Source organism: Rapidithrix thailandica (assembly GCF_039710355.1).
Lineage (GTDB): Bacteria > Bacteroidota > Bacteroidia > Cytophagales > Flammeovirgaceae > Rapidithrix > Rapidithrix thailandica.
In genome coordinates this window covers 109,623-125,102 of sequence record NZ_JBDKWZ010000008.1, presented here as the reverse complement: position 1 = coordinate 125,102, position 15,480 = coordinate 109,623, and the positions used below count along the sequence as shown (strand labels likewise).

Here is a 15,480-nt window from a genome sequence, read left to right as displayed (position 1 = left end):
AGTATAAGTTAATCAATTTTAACATGAATCAAAAAAGCTATCTACACTATGGAAACAGTAATCACACGGACAGCTTACAAACTCACCATTAAATTCCAAGATGGGTCGGATATCCCCAAACGGCTAAAAGAGAAAGATAGAAATACTAAATCAAATTTAGATTCCAAAGTAGAGCAAACTTTTCAAAGGCATGTACAAGCTTGGACAGATACTATTAACTCTATACTGAGACATGTTTCTAACAATGAACAAGCGTGGAGGTTCATAAGAATCAACCCGAAAGTAGACGACCTGACTATTGATTCAGTGACGCTTTGCAAGGATTTTCTCGCTTTTAATGACTTGCTTGTGCAAAGGCGAGATATAGATAACTGTTCAGCAGATGAGCTAGGCAAACTCTGTATGCTTTTTACTGCTTTCCAAAGAGAAATAGAGAATCATATAAAAAAAGAATCCATATGAGCTACTTTGCCATTGATGTTGAGACCGCAAATGCGGACTATTCGAGTATTTGCCAAATCGGGATAGTTTTTTTTCAAGATGGTCAACTAGTAGACAAATGGAGTACTTTAGTAAATCCAGAGGCTTACTTTGACCCTTGTAATACCTCTATCCATGGAATTACAGAAAAAGATGTAAGAGATGCACCGACATTCGATGCAATTCATAAATTAATTGCAAAGAAAATAACGGACAAAATCACCATTCACCACATGCCCTTTGACAAAATAGCCGTCACTCGAGCATGCTTAGAATATAACCTTGAAATACTACAACCCAAATGGCTTGATTCCGCCAAAATTGTCCGTAGAACATGGGAGCAATTTTCCTATAAAGGATATGGATTAGCTAACATTACAGCCTTTTTAGGAATAGAGTTCGGACACCATGATGCTCTTGAAGATGCAATCGCTGCTGCTAAAATAGTTCATCATGCTTGTGAGCAAACTCAATGCTCAGTGGAGGAATGGCTGACAAAGGTTGATCAACCAATCTTTATCTATCAAGGAGGTTCTTCTACCCTTAAGCTTGAGGGTAACCCGGAAGGTTCATTGTATGGGGAAAATTTGGTTTTCACAGGAGCATTAGCATTACCAAGAAAAGATGCTGCCAAAATCGCTGCCGATCTTGGTTGCAATGTTGGTAATTCCGTCAACAAAAAAACTTCTATACTTGTTGTCGGAACTCAAGATGAATCCAGACTTGTAGGTTATGAAAAAAGCTCCAAGCATCGTAAAGTGGAAGAGTTGATTCAAAAAGGAACCCCCATTAAAATTCTTTCCGAAAAGGATTTTATTGAAATGTGCAATCATGAGAATAAAACACTTCAACTTGAAATTTCAAAGCCTGATCACAATCCAAAAAAATCTATTGAAACAAAAAAATCTAATAAAAGGTCTGATATGACCTTGGAAATAAAATTTGATATGGATTTGACGGATGAACAAAGAACGGTATTAAACAAGGCAAACCAGAAATATCAAGAGCTATTGAATTCAATTAAAGACTGCTCCCATGAAGAAAAGAGGGTATTAGGCAAAGAATTCAAAGCAATCATTGAGAAGGTTCAAAGCCTTTATGATCACTTTGATATTGAATCATTCGAAGAGGATGATATTGATGTTATTGACACCATTGACACGGAAATTGGACAGCTTCAAGAAACTATCTATGATTTTATGAAAGACAAAATCACATTAGCTGAATTCTTTGAAACAACTGACAACAGTATAGATTTTATTGAATCTGATGTCGAAGATGGTTCGTTTCCGAAACCTGTTACAGATTACTGTAAAGCGACACTGGCTGAATTTAGAAGAATAAAAGAACGAATAATTACATATACCAACAATTAAAACATTGGCTAAGAAAACATACAAAATAAAATACCAGGAGGCCTAATACGCCTCCTTTCTGCTATAATCACTTCGTTTTCAACTGCTCTTCAAGAGTTTTCACCTTATCTTCAAATGTTTTTAGCCTTTCTTGTAAGATGTTGATCAACATATTTTGGTTTTTGATCACTTCATCTTTGTCATTCTCTAAGTTTTTTGAAAGTTGGTTGATATTATTAATATGTTGTTTTACAGAAGGTTTATCTCTATAAATATCTTTATGAACTATATCTTCAATTTCCACATTAAAATACTCGCAATATTTGAGTACTACAGTGAGGGATGGTATATTTTTGTCATTCTCATAGGCTGAAACTGCACCGCTACTAATTCCAAGTTCATCCCCCATCTCCTTAGTGCTAAACCTTTTGGTTTTTCTTAAATACTTGATGTTTGTGCTAAAATAATCCATATATCATTTATACTGATAATATTGTATATTAATTTGCTATTTATCATTATAATGATTATGTTTGTTTTATAATCAAATAACATCATTACAATGAAGAAAAAAATAGAAATCCCGAATCTCCGGAGAGGAGACCAGGCTGAAGCTTGCCGCCTATTGGGCATTAGCGAAACAATCATGTACTTAGTCTTAACAGGCGATCGAAAAGACTATAGGGGGATTATCCCGCTGCTTAAGAAAATGGCGGAAAAGAACCGGGAGGTGGCGGACTATGCGGAAGAACTGAAACGAAGGTAACCATAGGAGTTTTCATTTTTTTGAATTTTGGTTAATGAATTACGTAACAAAAGTAATAGAATATTGAATATATTCAACATTTTGATTAATTCAACAGCATTTTGCTTCAAATAGTTATAATTTTTTACTAAAAAAGTGAATCGCTATGACAACCTCAGAGCACCGGGAGCTTCAGGAAATGCTCTCTGAATTCACCAAGAACGCCAAAACCTTTACCGAACAGAAGAACTACGAGGCGCTATCGAAACGGGCTGACCTCATGTTGATGGAATCGGAATGCCATGACCGCACTAACTGGGACCGGCATGAATTTATGCGTGCCAATGCCAAGCAGAAACTGGGATGAAAAACAACCTTTTGGCGCTAGTCAAAACCCGCAACGCTTTACTTGAATACAAAAAACAACAGATGAGTAACAAAGCAAGAGAACCGTTTTACTACCTGGGCGCGGCCAAGAAAGGAAGGTATTCCTATCAGATCAATCTGAACCTGACCGTACTGGCGGAGGCCTTAAACGAACCGGAAGTGATGGAGCGGTTAAAGAAAATCAAATACAAAGGGGAAACACAGGAAATCCTTTCTCTGCGACTGGTGGAAATGAAGGAGGAGAAAAAGACGAACAGCAGAACGCACTATTTGAAAATTGACTTCTACGATCCTCCAAACTCTTAAACCATGAAAAACAAACAAACCGTACAAAGGAGGAAGACACTTGTTTGTGTAATAAGCCTCTTTGTATTGGCCCTTGCTATCGTGGTTTACGAATTCCGTTTTTTTATTGCCTGGCTGGATGGCCGGCACATTCATCATATCATTTTGGAAGCATTGGTGCTGAAACTTGCCTTTATCAGTGCTTTGGTGATTACACTACTACAATTCTTTGAATTAACTAAAAACTAAGAAGTATGGCAAAGAGATTTTTCGATACGGGTATGATCGAAGAGGATTGGTTTATAGAAGCCAGCATTGAAACCAAATGCTTGTACCAATATGCAATGAGTACCTGCGATCATGCCGGAATTTTCAACACCAGGAAGTTGAAGAAGTTTGTCTTTATTTACGGCTTGCAGCCGGAACTTTCGAAATTTATTGAAGAGTTAGCGGGACGGGTGCTTGAACTTGAGAACGGAAGTTTGTTGCTGACGGACTTTTTAAAATTGCAGTACAAGCAGTTAAAAGCCAATAACCGTATACACTTATCTGTTATCAAAGCCTTGTATGATAACAAAGTAAACATCCGGGATATTCAGCGCTTATTACCGATTGAAAAAGCATTGATTGAGCGGTTTACCCTGTCTAAAGATTTATCTCAACCTTATCTAACTCTTTCTACAGACTTACATAAGGGTAAAGAAACCCTTTCAATAGACTTTAATAAGTCTTTGCAAAGGGTTAAAGATAAGGATAAAGAAAAAGATAAGGATGTAGAGGAGAGGGTGCAGGGAGAGGAGACCCAAGACCAAGAACCCCAGCCGCAAAAAGCCAACTGGCATGTAGAGGGCAAACCCGTGGAATCCATCAAGGCTTACTTGGTGAACCACTACAACGCTCCCTTGAATGCCAAGCGAAGGGACTTGCCGCATCAACATTTTCTAGAAAGCTGCCTGGACAAGTTTGAAACCTTTGCCATTGGGGTGGACTTTCACGAGCCCAGGCATGTGTTCAACAGCTTCAACAAATTTCTCATGAATGAATTGAACCGCTATGAAAAGGATCGATCAAGAAATTACCCGGCAAAAAAGCAATCTGCTACAGGAGCGGTTGCAAAAAATGACTACAAGTACCGGTCCTACAACACCCTCGCTTTCAAGTCCGTCTCCTCAGCAAGAGGACTCGCCCGGTAGGGAGCCGCAAACCGTCGAAGCGCATTTCAAGGCGGTTTACGAGCAGTTCTTAGGCCGGACCTTGGAAGTAGACACCGAAGAACAAGAGCACGCCATACGGGCCACGGCAGGTTACTTTTTGGAAGTGCCGGAGTGGATACAACAATACGGGATTGACCCAGACAAGGGCTTGTACCTGGTCGGGCCGGTAGGATGCGGAAAGTCCAGCCTCTTAAAGTTTTTCAGGAAGTACTTTGCCGCGTTTCAGAAGTATTACCGGCTTCAGCGGAATAACAGTTTTGCCTATACGACACCTCATTGGTTGAACACTTGCTACGAAGAAACCGGCTTGAAAGGTTTGAAGGAGTTTACCAGCAAGAGCTATTACAAGCGGGGAGTCCAACAGGTGCCGAAGCACTACCTTTTTGACGAAATCGGGAACGAGGAAATTGCCCGGCATTTCAAAAACGAAACCTGGGTGATGCGCAATGTCATCATGGCCCGCTTTGACCAGATGACCCATTCCGGAATGTTGACCCACTTTACCACCAACATGTTTCCGGACGAGCTGCAAGCCAAGTATGCCAGCAGTGATGAAGTAAGTCATACGGGGGAGTTAATACCTTCCAGGAGCCGGATCGAAAGTCGGATCTACCGCATGTGCAATGTGATCTCTTTTGGAGATTGCAGGGATTTTTCAAGGGATAAAATTTAACAAATACATGGAAAGAACAGTCACAGAGAATAGCGAAAAGAAGATTCTTGAAGTCTTCAAATCATTTTTCGGCTCCATTGTCCGGGAAGTGGTACGGGATGAAATCTCCAAACAGAATTTCAAACAAGAAGAGAAAGAAGAAAAGGACGAGTTATTGACCATTGAACAGGCCTGTGAATTCTTGGACGTGTCCCGGACGACCATCGTACAATGGAGGAAAAAAGGGATTTTAACCTGGATTCGCAGAGGGAGGCGGGTGTATTTCAAAAAATCCGATTTGATGAACCATCAATTACCCCCCTACCCCCATAGGTCTCCCTAGTGACGGAATACACGCGTGTCTCCACAAGCGGTTAATAGCCGGAAGCCTGTAGAGATTTGACCCACCCCTCCCTTGATACACTAAACAGATGAAATACTTCAAAACAAAACTGCGGTATGTAGAGGCATATCAGTTCAATATGAATGATCCTTACAGTATTCCCGATCATTCAGTAGTACTGCATAGCGAGAGAGCGCTAGTTACCTACCACCAAGGGCAACGGCTGATCATGAGGGACACCGATTGGATTGTGTTCATCGCTGTACTCAACCAATTGAAAGCCTTTGTGATAAGCAATGAAGAATTCAAAGATTTATTTGAGGAAGCAATAAACTAAGATAATCATGGATAAACACCTATTTGAGGACGTGATACCCCAGGACCGGGAGAGATCACTACAGCAGTATTGTGATGACGTGGAAGAAATAAGTTTCACACGAGAATTCACAGCCGAAGAGATGGCAGAACTTTACGAGCTCTTATCTGATGAAGCAGTAAAGCTGAATGATTTGGAAAGCGTAAAAAAAGATCTGATGAAAGAGTATTCAGATAAAATCAAATCATTAAAGCTTGAGTTGAATAGCACCTTACAGAAGATCAAGCACAAGGCAGAAAATGTACATGAGAAAACCTACAAGATCATTGACCACCATGAGGGCCGGGTAGGTTTTTACGACAAGACAGGCCGTTTGGTTCACGAAAGGCGAATAAAGCCAGAAGAAAGACAAACTATTCTTAAACCCTATAAAGTATCATAACAATGGAAAACTCACAAATCATAGTACAACCCAACGAAAACGGGGAAGTAATTATTCGTAAAGGCGAGGCCGCGCCAGCCGTAGACAACAGACATATTCCAATTAAAATCAAAGCCAATATCCTGGCCCCATTTGAGTTTTGGAGCAAAAGAAATCATTTGTATTCGAAAGATAGAGTGCGGGTAGATTACTGTATACACACTCGCAATATCACACTTGTAGCCAATGAACATAGCCAATATTCAGATCTTATAAGTGGGTCACTTTCAATTAACCCTGATTTGGAAGGACTGGGGATAGGCCAAAAACAAATGTCTCCTAATGAAATGGCGAAATTTTTAAAGACCAAACGCCACCTTTTCCGTGATCAAGATGCACACAAAAACATCATTTCTGAATTATCCAACCTTAAGGCTAAGATTGAGGCTGAAATTGAAGCCTGTAGGGATGACAGGGGCAATAAGACTAATTCAATCAGAAAGCAAGTTTCAAGCAATGTTCCCATAGAGTTCGTTCTATGCATGCCCATTTTTGTGGGATTTGAAAAGAAGGAGTTTAAAGTAGAAGTCTGCCTTGATTCCACCGACTCTTCGGTTACCTGTTGGATGGAGAGTATTGAAATGATTGAAATTCTTGAGAAGGAAAAAAGGGATATCATCCTTGGACAGGTTGAGCAATTTAAACAAGAAGAAATTGCTTGTATTGAGCATTAAGAAAATGGCGCCCTTGTGCGCCTATCTCTATACAAATAGGAAAAAGTTTATTTCATCGTATTATATACTTGCTTTTCCTTTAAGAACTCAAATTTTTTCTCAAGACTTTCATAGCGTTCTAATATTTCTATACAATCCTCATCCATCAATAAATTTTGATTGCACCCACTAAAGTAGGTTGTATTAACTCCTCTTAGGTCTGTTTCTTTTTCTTTACGATTATTTAATCTAGATTTGAGTAAAAGTCTTAATCCAGAAGAGTTGCTATCACATCCATTAAACTTTGTTTCAGTTACGGTATCAACGAACTTAACATTTGAAAAGCCTGCCGCTCTAAAATCAGAGAACCAAAAAGATTTGTGTCAAATTTGACGTTTTTAAAGCCTGATCCTATAAAAAATGATTTAAGTATATTAGCTCTACTAAAGGTGCACTCTTCAAAATAACAGGCAAAAAAATTACTATTATATAATTCTATTCCCCTAAACTCAACATTTTTAAACTCAGAATTAAGAATAATTGGGGAAAATAAAGAAGTACTACACTTAATATTAATAAATTCAATATTTTGAAAATATGAAATATTAAAATAAGTTTCAAAGAATTCACATTCGTAAAACTTAATATTTGAAAGGTCGACACTCAAGAAGTTAGAACTACTAAAATTGGATTTTGTAAATGTTGAAGCATTAATACTTGGCAAAAAACAAAAAGAGAGATTAGCATTACTTATATTAACATTTTCCAGATTTGTACCATTTAAATTTGAATAACTTAAATCGGGACTAAGGTTAGAATAGGGGTAATTATCTACTTCATGATTTTGAAATAAATAATTTATAATTGTTTGATTTATTGTTCTATTAATGTCTTTCGGTTCTTTTTTCATATTAGATGTAGACCTAATATAGCTGCATAAAATATTGAAGACCACTTCAGCATACATCTCATGGTTTTCCAATGCAATTTGATGGAGTTCGGCAATTCCACCTAAAATAATGGGTTCTTTATCACTACCAAGGTGTTCTACTGCATTTTTAAAACGTTCATCAATTTGGGACTTCCGAGTAAGTTCTATTTGCTCACTTTGTTTTTCTAAGGCCTCACCTTGTATTTCAACTCCTCTTTCCATTGCCCTGGCTCTTCGAAAGGCAACATATAAACCATATAATACAGCAGTGCCTCCTAATACATTTAAAATCAGTTGTAATACTTTCCCATTTCGAGCATTATCTTTTGGATAAGCCCATAATGCAATTTGCTCAATACATATGAATGAAAAGATAAGTATTAATAATATTACCACTAGACTAATTATTAGGGGGTAATCGTTCCTTTTCAATTTTCTTTAAGGTTTATATTTTAAGCACTATATCTCATATTATAGGTTGACCAATAACATAAGATAAAGTATGTTCAAAATTTTTAAGTAAATTGATAAATATAAAAACCCTGGTAAACCAGAGCTTTTTTTGATACATCATAACATGTAATGTTATTCAGACACCTTTCTCAATGTAAAAGGTGCTTTTTCTCCTTCCTTATACAATTCAATATTGTCATATGAATCGTCAAATTTTCGTATAACTATTGGCCCTGCCCAGTCTTTTCCCTCAGGTTTTAAATATACCAATGAGTCGTTTTCAATTTTATACTTAAAACTTATAGTCTTTCCCATTGATCCAAGAGAATAAGAATATGTACACTTATTATTTTCAGAGAAAGAAACATCAGCATTTGCAGCAGATAACATTAACATTGCAAGACCACTTGCTAAGTTATTTTTCTCCTCATCCACAAAAATATCAGGATCAATAATTACTTTGTACTTACCTCTGAGTTTATCACTATCAAAAACATTTGAATTTGAAGTAATACCACAGCTAAATAACATTAAAGAAGCCAAAATTGATAAACTTGAATTTTTCATTTTCTTGTATTTTCTGAAAAATACAAGAAAATAAGTATAAAATATACAAAACACAAACCAAGGCTTGGTTTGTTGTTCAGTAAAGTATGAATTACCTATCCTTGTATTTATAATGACACATAATTCTCAGGGTTGACTTTATTAGATACCTATTATCTTCTGTAAATTTGAGCAACTGAAAACAACTCAATCTGCCACAATATTGTCACAAAAAATTCATAAAATCAACTAACTTACTGATTATCAATATACTGTTCGATTCCTAGCGAGGCCACTCAGCCCCTTTTTACAGGCGGCCCTACTCAAACAAAAAACCTCCAAAATGTACTGTTTTGGAGGTTTTTTGTGTTTCTGTTCTTTCAAGGTTATGTATGATTATTTTCAATAATACAGATAAGATTTTATCATATAAAAACTACCTATTCTGCCTCTTCAAGCAAACAAGTTGCCTTAGCCTCAAACTAAGGTCCTTTCCACAAAAGATGTATCCAATTAAAGCCTTAACACAAGTATTTATTTATAAAACACTATTTATAACATCGTATAAACAATAATCAATATACCATGTTATTAGTAAAACAGGTAACTTATATACAAATTTACAAATAAGCCTACCGTTCTTAATCCGTTTGACATACATCAACACTAAAATCTGAATATCAAAGACTTAACCTTAATACATTTTAATCATTCAAGTAGTTTAACTTCATCCCTCTACTATGAAAAGATTATATCTTCTATCTCTTTTATGTTACATAAGCTTTCAGGCATTTGCCACCGGAGAACCGTCTACTTATTTTAATATTTTCATTGCCCCCAATAATGACCCGGTACAGCGAAATGCAGCCTTAATCATTACAGCCATTTATGACAGTACATCTTTCGAAATTATCGATGATGACATGGATGGAGATAGTGATGATAGTTTTTCCGGCTTATTAATGGCCGGGCAATCTTATATCCTGTATATCAAAGACAATGGTATTAATGACGATGCCAAATACGCCTCTGGCGGAGTGTTAAAGCAAGACGGGGATTACTTTATCATCACTTCAGATAAGTTGGTATATGCCTCCCAATCCACCGATTCCGATTGGCAACACGATTGGGTCCCTGCTACGAATAAAACCTCCAAAGGAGAGCGGTTTATCGTATATGCCCCAAAAATTTCCAGTTCCAACCGCGACCTCAATGTATTTGCCTATGAGGATGAAACGACCGTGACAGTCCGTAAAATTTCCACAGGCACTACTTTGCAAACAGGTTATACAAATGTGGATATTAAAAGCCGGGAAACTATCATTCAACGTACAATGAATATTGGGCAAGACTTGATCAATTACTTTACCGACGGTCAAAATGTAATGGAGTCAGGACACACCTATTTGGTGGAAAGTAATAAACCGGTTACAGTACAATATGGGGCGCTTCATCATAATGCCCGCGATGGCGGAGGATATGTACCCAGCAGTACAGGAGGCTCTTCCGGTGAATTATTCTATTTCTCTGTGCCCTATCAAGCTGGCGGAGAACAAGAGATACGGATTGTTTCCATCGATGATGACAATGACGTCTATCTGGAGCGCTATTCAAATGGCAATTGGGTTGCTTTGAAAAACTGGACTTTGGACAGTTTAAACACAGCCGAATGGGTGGGCAAAAAAGAAGGTAATGTCACTTACCCAACGGTTTTTAAAGTCACTTGCACAGCGGGAAAAAAGGTTTTGGTTTTAGAGGCTAACTGGATGGAGACGGGTAGTCCCGGTACCTCCGATATGGCGACCATGGTTACTTCCATGAGTGGAAAAACCGCCGGAAAAGAATTTTTGGTTTACCTACCTCCCCCAGGTTGGGAAAACAATGTAATCAATCCATTTACCGGAAATAAATTTACCGCCGCTTCACATGCTTATTTGTTTGCCTTTAATAAAGATGTGACCGTAACCGTAAAGGATGCTTACACACAGGGACAATCACTCAACCGGACCTATCAAATTGAGAAAGGCAGGTATGCGGATTTCTTTTTAGAATTGGAAGAATGGAAGGCAATCTATAACGGAGATGGAAATCCTGATTCGGGGCCGGAACGGCCTTATGTAATCATTGAAGCGGATCAAAACATTTCTGTAATGGTTAGTAATTTTAATGACAACTGGATGAACTACTTCGGAAGCTCCTTGGAACAAAGTTTCTCCCAATCGTCTACTACACCAAGCAGTAAATTGATTCCGGGAGATACGGTTACGGTTCAAACAGTCATCAACAACGAATCGGATTATGACATTACAGAGGCAAATATCAAAGTATTGGTTCCCGACGGACTCACTCCCTTACAGTCCACCCTGACAAACCTTACTACCTTGGAAACGGACACTGCTACATTTACTCAAAACTCTACGACAGGTGAAAACACCGGGACTTTTGATGAGGTCACAAACCTTTCTTCCAATACCAATTATGAAGTGAGTACTTTGCTGATCACAAATATCCAATACTACGATGGGGAAATCGTATCAGATAATACCGTTTTATCGGTCGAAACAGTTACTTCCGGATCCGTAAACGATGTTTTTCAGTCCTCTTCTTCTGCAGTAGGCCTTAGTAACAATACCTCCAATACCAGTAATCTCTTGTTTGAGCATGTAGAAGATGAACTTTGGACAGGGACATTGACAGATAGCTGGACAGCCAATTGGGTAGACTATGATAATGACAATGACCTCGATCTTTTTGTCACGGATTACGATAAAAACACAGCCAACCTACTCTATGAAAATACCGGAAATGGAAATTTCAGCCGGATACAAAGTGGAAACCTTGTTTCAAAATCGATGTCGACCGTTGCGAGTTCCTGGGCCGATTATGATAATGACGGAGATTTGGATGTAGCCTTGGCCAATAACATCGGCTCTCAAAATGCTCTATATAAAAATGAAGGAGCAGGAGTGTTTACCAATGAAAATGCCTCTTTTACCAAGCAAGACGGATATCACCATGGTGTAAGTTGGATTGATATAAATAATGACGGTTTCTTAGATGTATACTTTTTGGATTTCCTTACGGTCAATTTCAATTTATTGTACCTCAATTCAGCCACGACATTTGATTTATCCCAAAACACCTTGTTGAGTAATGAAGCCAAACGCTCTATCGGTGCTATGTGGGCTGACTACGACAACGATGGATGGCAAGATGTATTCGTTCCCAATGGTAGTCCTGACGGAGAGGGACAAAACAATACGCTCTTTCATAATCTAGGCAATGGTAAATTTGAAAAAATCAGTACCGGAACTATTGTAAACGATGGAGCCAACTCGGTCGCTGCCACCTGGGGGGATTATGACAATGACGGGTACCTTGACCTTTTTGTAGCCAATGCTTCTGATCAACCCAATTATTTATATAAAAACAATGGGGACGGTTCTTTCTCTTTACAATCAATAGAACCCTTCCTTTCAGACCGGGGAAATTCTCATGGTTGTACTTGGTTTGATTATGATAATGATGCTGACTTAGACTTGCTTGTGATTAACAATAGCCATCAGCCTAACTTTTTGTATAGAAACAATGGAGATGGAAGTTTTACCTCTATCATTAATGAGATTATCGCTACGAATTTGGACAATGCAATGGGAGTCGCAGTTGCGGATATGGACAAAGACGGAGACTTGGACGCCTTTATTCCCACATTCGGCCACAAAGCCAACCATTTGTTTAAAAACAAAGGGAGCGGAAACAACTGGGTATCCATCAAATTAGTGGGAACTTCCATGAACAAATCTGCCATTGGAGCTAAAGTGAAAGTAAAGGCAAATATCAACGGAACACCCATATGGCAAACGCGTTTTATTGCCTCTCAAAATGGTCTTGGCGGACAAAACTCCTTGAACTTGCATTTAGGACTTGGAAATGCCACCAGCATAGACTCCGTAGAAGTAGAGTGGCACCCAGGTAAAAAACAATGGCTTACTCAACAATCGGTGAATCAGGAAATCACTATCGTCGAATCCTCCACCTCATCAGTATCCGGAATCGTATTTATTGATACCAATGCCAATTGTAATTACGATAATAATGAGGAAACCCTTTCGGGTATCAAAGTGATATCCGGTGATAAAGTGGTGTACTCGGATGCGGAAGGGCAATATACATTGAATCTTATTCCCGGTTCGCATACAATCCAGGTGGAAAGCGATAAATGGAGCAATGTCTGTAGCGATATTCAAGTGGACGTGATTCAATCCGGAACGGAGTACAACGAAAATTCCATAGCAGTACAAGCGCTTTCCAATCATTTTGACCGTTCGGTGACCTTGGGTTGTACGGCGATGAGAAAAGGATTTAAAAATACAATCACCATAGTCTATTCCAATAACGGGACAGTAGACGTTACAGAGGATACACTTTCCCTTACTTTTGATGAATTGGTGATCCCCGTATCCAGTTCCGTCCCATGGAGCGGTAAAACCGGCAACCGTTATTACTGGGTGCTTGATACTCTTCGAAAAGGAGAAACGCACACTATAGAAATCGTAGATTCCGTGAGTGTATCCGCACAAGTAGGAGATCCTATTACGCTGACAGCCAATTTTGCAAATCAAGGTGACTACAATACTGAAGACGACCAATTTACATTGAATGATTTCGTAGTCGGTGCTGTAGATCCCAATGATATACAAGCCTCCCCCGTAGGAATCGGAGAAAATCATGTCATTGATAATAACCAGGAGATCACCTACAAAATCCGCTTTCAGAATACCGGAAATTATTTTGCTCAGAATGTCATCATAGAAGATCAACTTCCTGAATCCTTGGATTTGAATACTTTCAAAATGATATCCAGCAGTCATGCATTTGAACTGAGTATAGAAGATAGAAAACTCATTTGGCTATTTAAAGATATTCATCTGCCCGATAGTGCTCAAGATGTACTAGGTAGCCAAGGCTTTATCACTTTCTCTATTCAGCCTTCTGAAAACAATGCATTTGGTACGGAAATTTTTAACAATGCGGCGATTACATTTGACTATGAAAAACCTCTTGTGACCAATACGGTCAAACATACCGTAATCAAAGGCAACCGTACTTTAAACAATCATGTAAAGATTTTCCCGAACCCTATGCAGGGATATACCACTCTATCACTGGTAGAAGGTCCTCAAGACATCAGTATCAATAAACGTATCAAAAAGATACTGATTATGAATAGTTCCGGTCAGGTCATTCTCGATAAAAACACAAATAACCATGTCATTGAACTATACAAAGGCCTACTAACACCAGGAATGTACTTTGTTGTATTGACCAATGCTCATGGGTATTCCTTTAAGGCAAAGTTAATTGTAGAGTAATAGTACTTAGCGATTTCAAATTCAGTTTTTCGTTAAGAAGCTCCCGAAAAGGAGCTTCTTTTTTTATTATCTCTGCTGATTGTCAACAAAATATTCCGAAACCAACTCCAAACTTATTCTTTCACCTTCGTAGTACTGAAATAGACCACACAAATACCCATAAAAGCAATGAATAAAAACGAAGTTCTTAAATTAGACACTTCGGCAATAAAGCCGATCAGGGGAGGCCCAATCAAGAAGCCCAAAAAACCCAAGGACGACACCGATGCCAACGCGATACCAGGAGACATGGTTTTGGACTTTCCTGCCGCACTAAACACCAAAGGAACAACAGAAGATACGCCAATGCCTACCAACAAAAAACCAATTGTGGCAGTAATAAAAGAAGGAAATATCACGGAAAGTAATAATCCCAGAGCTGTCAGCAATCCACTGAATTGTAAAATACGTCTCAAACCAAAACGCTGAGTGAGTCCATCCGCAACAAAACGGGTTCCCGCCATGGTAATCATAAATGCGGTATACCCTACCCCAATCAACGCCTTATCCACCTGTAGTACTTTTTTGAAATAGACCCCACTCCAATCAAACATAGCCCCTTCGCACATCATGGAACAAAAAGCGATAACCCCATAGATAAGTAAGGATTTGTCGGGCCAAGAAAATAAAGGTTTATCTCCGTCCGTATCTGTATCCCGGATTAACAAAAAACGAAAACTCACCAAGAGCAAAAGAATTGTCAAAATCCAAACAAGTATATAATGATGTGCCGGAATCACTTCTATACCAATCATCAAAGTACCTAATGCAGCTCCTCCAAAGCCTGCCAGGCTCCACATTCCATGAAAGGATGCCATAATGTTCTTTTGATAAACGGCCTCGACACCTACTGCTTGGGTATTTACCGCTATATTCAGCATATTTCCTAACATGCCAAAACCAAACAAAGCCACTGTCAACTGGGCCACACTCGCTGAATAACCGATCCCCACCAATATACTACCATATAGTAAAGAAGAAATCATCACGACCCATCGGCTTCCTGTTTTGGCCACCATCCAACCGGCAATGGGCAAAGCCACAAAGGCACCCACCGGCAAAGCAAATAAAACCCCACCTAAAGCAGCATCGGTAAGTTGGAGTTTCTGTTGAATACTTGGAATTCGGGCTGCCCAACTGGCAAAACACATTCCATAGAGAAAAAAAACAGCGCCTACAGCTATTCTATGATGCTTTATAGGTTTGGCAGTGCTCATTGACGTTATCA

General features: G+C 38.7%; 17 protein-coding genes. 13 read left to right on the top strand and 4 right to left on the bottom strand.

Annotation, left to right across the window (positions count from 1 at the left end):
- Nucleotides 1–48 precede the first annotated feature (48 nt).
- A complete protein-coding gene (locus AAG747_RS15345; protein ID WP_346822074.1) occupies nt 49–462 on the top strand; it encodes a hypothetical protein in 414 nt (137 codons plus the stop codon).
- Nucleotides 459–1,856 carry an exonuclease domain-containing protein gene (locus AAG747_RS15340; protein ID WP_346822073.1) on the top strand — a complete coding sequence of 466 codons (1,398 nt, stop codon included), beginning with the start codon at nt 459–461 and terminating at the stop codon, nt 1,854–1,856. Before AAG747_RS15345 ends, AAG747_RS15340 begins: the two co-directional genes overlap by 4 nt.
- Before the next feature lie 67 nt (nt 1,857–1,923).
- On the opposite strand, the gene AAG747_RS15335 is transcribed toward AAG747_RS15340, so the two are convergent.
- Nucleotides 1,924–2,307, bottom strand: a complete 384-nt coding sequence (locus AAG747_RS15335) for a helix-turn-helix transcriptional regulator (protein WP_346822072.1) — start codon at nt 2,305–2,307, stop codon at nt 1,924–1,926.
- 90 nt (nt 2,308–2,397) lie between these two features.
- Between AAG747_RS15335 and AAG747_RS15330 the strand changes: the two genes are divergently transcribed.
- The 10 genes from AAG747_RS15330 (at nt 2,398) to AAG747_RS15285 (ending at nt 6,932) form a co-directional block, all read left to right on the top strand.
- Complete coding sequence (locus tag AAG747_RS15330) at nt 2,398–2,601, top strand: hypothetical protein (RefSeq protein ID WP_346822071.1); 204 nt, start codon at nt 2,398–2,400, stop codon at nt 2,599–2,601.
- Between the two features lie 145 nt (nt 2,602–2,746).
- Nucleotides 2,747–2,947, top strand: a complete 201-nt coding sequence (locus tag AAG747_RS15325; protein ID WP_346822070.1) for a hypothetical protein — start codon at nt 2,747–2,749, stop codon at nt 2,945–2,947.
- Entirely contained in the window at nt 2,944–3,273 is a 330-nt protein-coding gene (locus AAG747_RS15320) for a hypothetical protein (RefSeq protein WP_346822069.1), read from the top strand. Before AAG747_RS15325 ends, AAG747_RS15320 begins: the two co-directional genes overlap by 4 nt.
- Nucleotides 3,274–3,276: 3 nt before the next feature.
- Nucleotides 3,277–3,501 (top strand): hypothetical protein, encoded by a 225-nt coding sequence (locus AAG747_RS15315; protein WP_346822068.1) that lies wholly within the window; start codon nt 3,277–3,279, stop codon nt 3,499–3,501.
- Nucleotides 3,502–3,506: 5 nt separating this feature from the next.
- The gene (locus AAG747_RS15310; RefSeq protein ID WP_346822067.1) at nt 3,507–4,445 is read left to right on the top strand and encodes a hypothetical protein; all 939 of its coding nucleotides are present in this window, start codon (nt 3,507–3,509) and stop codon (nt 4,443–4,445) included.
- Entirely contained in the window at nt 4,372–5,139 is a 768-nt protein-coding gene (locus AAG747_RS15305) for a hypothetical protein (RefSeq protein ID WP_346822066.1), read from the top strand. The genes AAG747_RS15310 and AAG747_RS15305 overlap by 74 nt, the downstream gene beginning before the upstream one ends.
- A 7-nt stretch (nt 5,140–5,146) precedes the next feature.
- Complete coding sequence (locus tag AAG747_RS15300; protein WP_346822065.1) at nt 5,147–5,461, top strand: helix-turn-helix domain-containing protein; 315 nt, start codon at nt 5,147–5,149, stop codon at nt 5,459–5,461.
- A gap of 88 nt (nt 5,462–5,549) precedes the next feature.
- Nucleotides 5,550–5,798 carry a hypothetical protein gene (locus AAG747_RS15295; protein ID WP_346822064.1) on the top strand — a complete coding sequence of 83 codons (249 nt, stop codon included), beginning with the start codon at nt 5,550–5,552 and terminating at the stop codon, nt 5,796–5,798.
- A gap of 7 nt (nt 5,799–5,805) precedes the next feature.
- Nucleotides 5,806–6,219 (top strand): hypothetical protein, encoded by a 414-nt coding sequence (locus AAG747_RS15290; protein WP_346822063.1) that lies wholly within the window; start codon nt 5,806–5,808, stop codon nt 6,217–6,219.
- Between the two features lie 2 nt (nt 6,220–6,221).
- Nucleotides 6,222–6,932, top strand: coding sequence for a hypothetical protein (locus tag AAG747_RS15285; RefSeq protein WP_346822062.1), 711 nt, complete (start codon nt 6,222–6,224; stop codon nt 6,930–6,932).
- Nucleotides 6,933–7,224: 292 nt separating this feature from the next.
- Here the strand turns inward: AAG747_RS15285 and AAG747_RS15280 are convergent, their stop codons facing one another.
- A complete protein-coding gene (locus AAG747_RS15280; protein WP_346822061.1) occupies nt 7,225–8,274 on the bottom strand; it encodes a pentapeptide repeat-containing protein in 1,050 nt (349 codons plus the stop codon).
- 153 nt (nt 8,275–8,427) lie between these two features.
- Complete coding sequence (locus AAG747_RS15275) at nt 8,428–8,862, bottom strand: hypothetical protein (RefSeq protein ID WP_346822060.1); 435 nt, start codon at nt 8,860–8,862, stop codon at nt 8,428–8,430.
- A 719-nt stretch (nt 8,863–9,581) separates the two neighbouring features.
- Between AAG747_RS15275 and AAG747_RS15270 the strand changes: the two genes are divergently transcribed.
- Entirely contained in the window at nt 9,582–14,213 is a 4,632-nt protein-coding gene (locus AAG747_RS15270) for an FG-GAP-like repeat-containing protein (protein WP_346822059.1), read from the top strand.
- A gap of 113 nt (nt 14,214–14,326) precedes the next feature.
- Here the strand turns inward: AAG747_RS15270 and AAG747_RS15265 are convergent, their stop codons facing one another.
- Nucleotides 14,327–15,469, bottom strand: coding sequence for an MFS transporter (locus tag AAG747_RS15265; protein ID WP_346822058.1), 1,143 nt, complete (start codon nt 15,467–15,469; stop codon nt 14,327–14,329).
- Between the last annotated feature and the right edge of the window lie 11 nt (nt 15,470–15,480).

What these genes read in the sequence shown, in the direction of transcription:
- AAG747_RS15345 (WP_346822074.1), top strand. Translation starts at nt 49, where the DNA reads ATGGAAACAGTAATCACACGGACAGCTTACAAACTCACCATTAAATTC.
- AAG747_RS15340 (WP_346822073.1), top strand. Translation starts at nt 459, where the DNA reads ATGAGCTACTTTGCCATTGATGTTGAGACCGCAAATGCGGACTATTCG.
- AAG747_RS15335 (WP_346822072.1), bottom strand. Translation starts at nt 2,307, where the DNA reads ATGGATTATTTTAGCACAAACATCAAGTATTTAAGAAAAACCAAAAGG.
- AAG747_RS15330 (WP_346822071.1), top strand. Translation starts at nt 2,398, where the DNA reads ATGAAGAAAAAAATAGAAATCCCGAATCTCCGGAGAGGAGACCAGGCT.
- AAG747_RS15325 (WP_346822070.1), top strand. Translation starts at nt 2,747, where the DNA reads ATGACAACCTCAGAGCACCGGGAGCTTCAGGAAATGCTCTCTGAATTC.
- AAG747_RS15320 (WP_346822069.1), top strand. Translation starts at nt 2,944, where the DNA reads ATGAAAAACAACCTTTTGGCGCTAGTCAAAACCCGCAACGCTTTACTT.
- AAG747_RS15315 (WP_346822068.1), top strand. Translation starts at nt 3,277, where the DNA reads ATGAAAAACAAACAAACCGTACAAAGGAGGAAGACACTTGTTTGTGTA.
- AAG747_RS15310 (WP_346822067.1), top strand. Translation starts at nt 3,507, where the DNA reads ATGGCAAAGAGATTTTTCGATACGGGTATGATCGAAGAGGATTGGTTT.
- AAG747_RS15305 (WP_346822066.1), top strand. Translation starts at nt 4,372, where the DNA reads ATGACTACAAGTACCGGTCCTACAACACCCTCGCTTTCAAGTCCGTCT.
- AAG747_RS15300 (WP_346822065.1), top strand. Translation starts at nt 5,147, where the DNA reads ATGGAAAGAACAGTCACAGAGAATAGCGAAAAGAAGATTCTTGAAGTC.
- AAG747_RS15295 (WP_346822064.1), top strand. Translation starts at nt 5,550, where the DNA reads ATGAAATACTTCAAAACAAAACTGCGGTATGTAGAGGCATATCAGTTC.
- AAG747_RS15290 (WP_346822063.1), top strand. Translation starts at nt 5,806, where the DNA reads ATGGATAAACACCTATTTGAGGACGTGATACCCCAGGACCGGGAGAGA.
- AAG747_RS15285 (WP_346822062.1), top strand. Translation starts at nt 6,222, where the DNA reads ATGGAAAACTCACAAATCATAGTACAACCCAACGAAAACGGGGAAGTA.
- AAG747_RS15275 (WP_346822060.1), bottom strand. Translation starts at nt 8,862, where the DNA reads ATGAAAAATTCAAGTTTATCAATTTTGGCTTCTTTAATGTTATTTAGC.
- AAG747_RS15270 (WP_346822059.1), top strand. Translation starts at nt 9,582, where the DNA reads ATGAAAAGATTATATCTTCTATCTCTTTTATGTTACATAAGCTTTCAG.
- AAG747_RS15265 (WP_346822058.1), bottom strand. Translation starts at nt 15,469, where the DNA reads ATGAGCACTGCCAAACCTATAAAGCATCATAGAATAGCTGTAGGCGCT.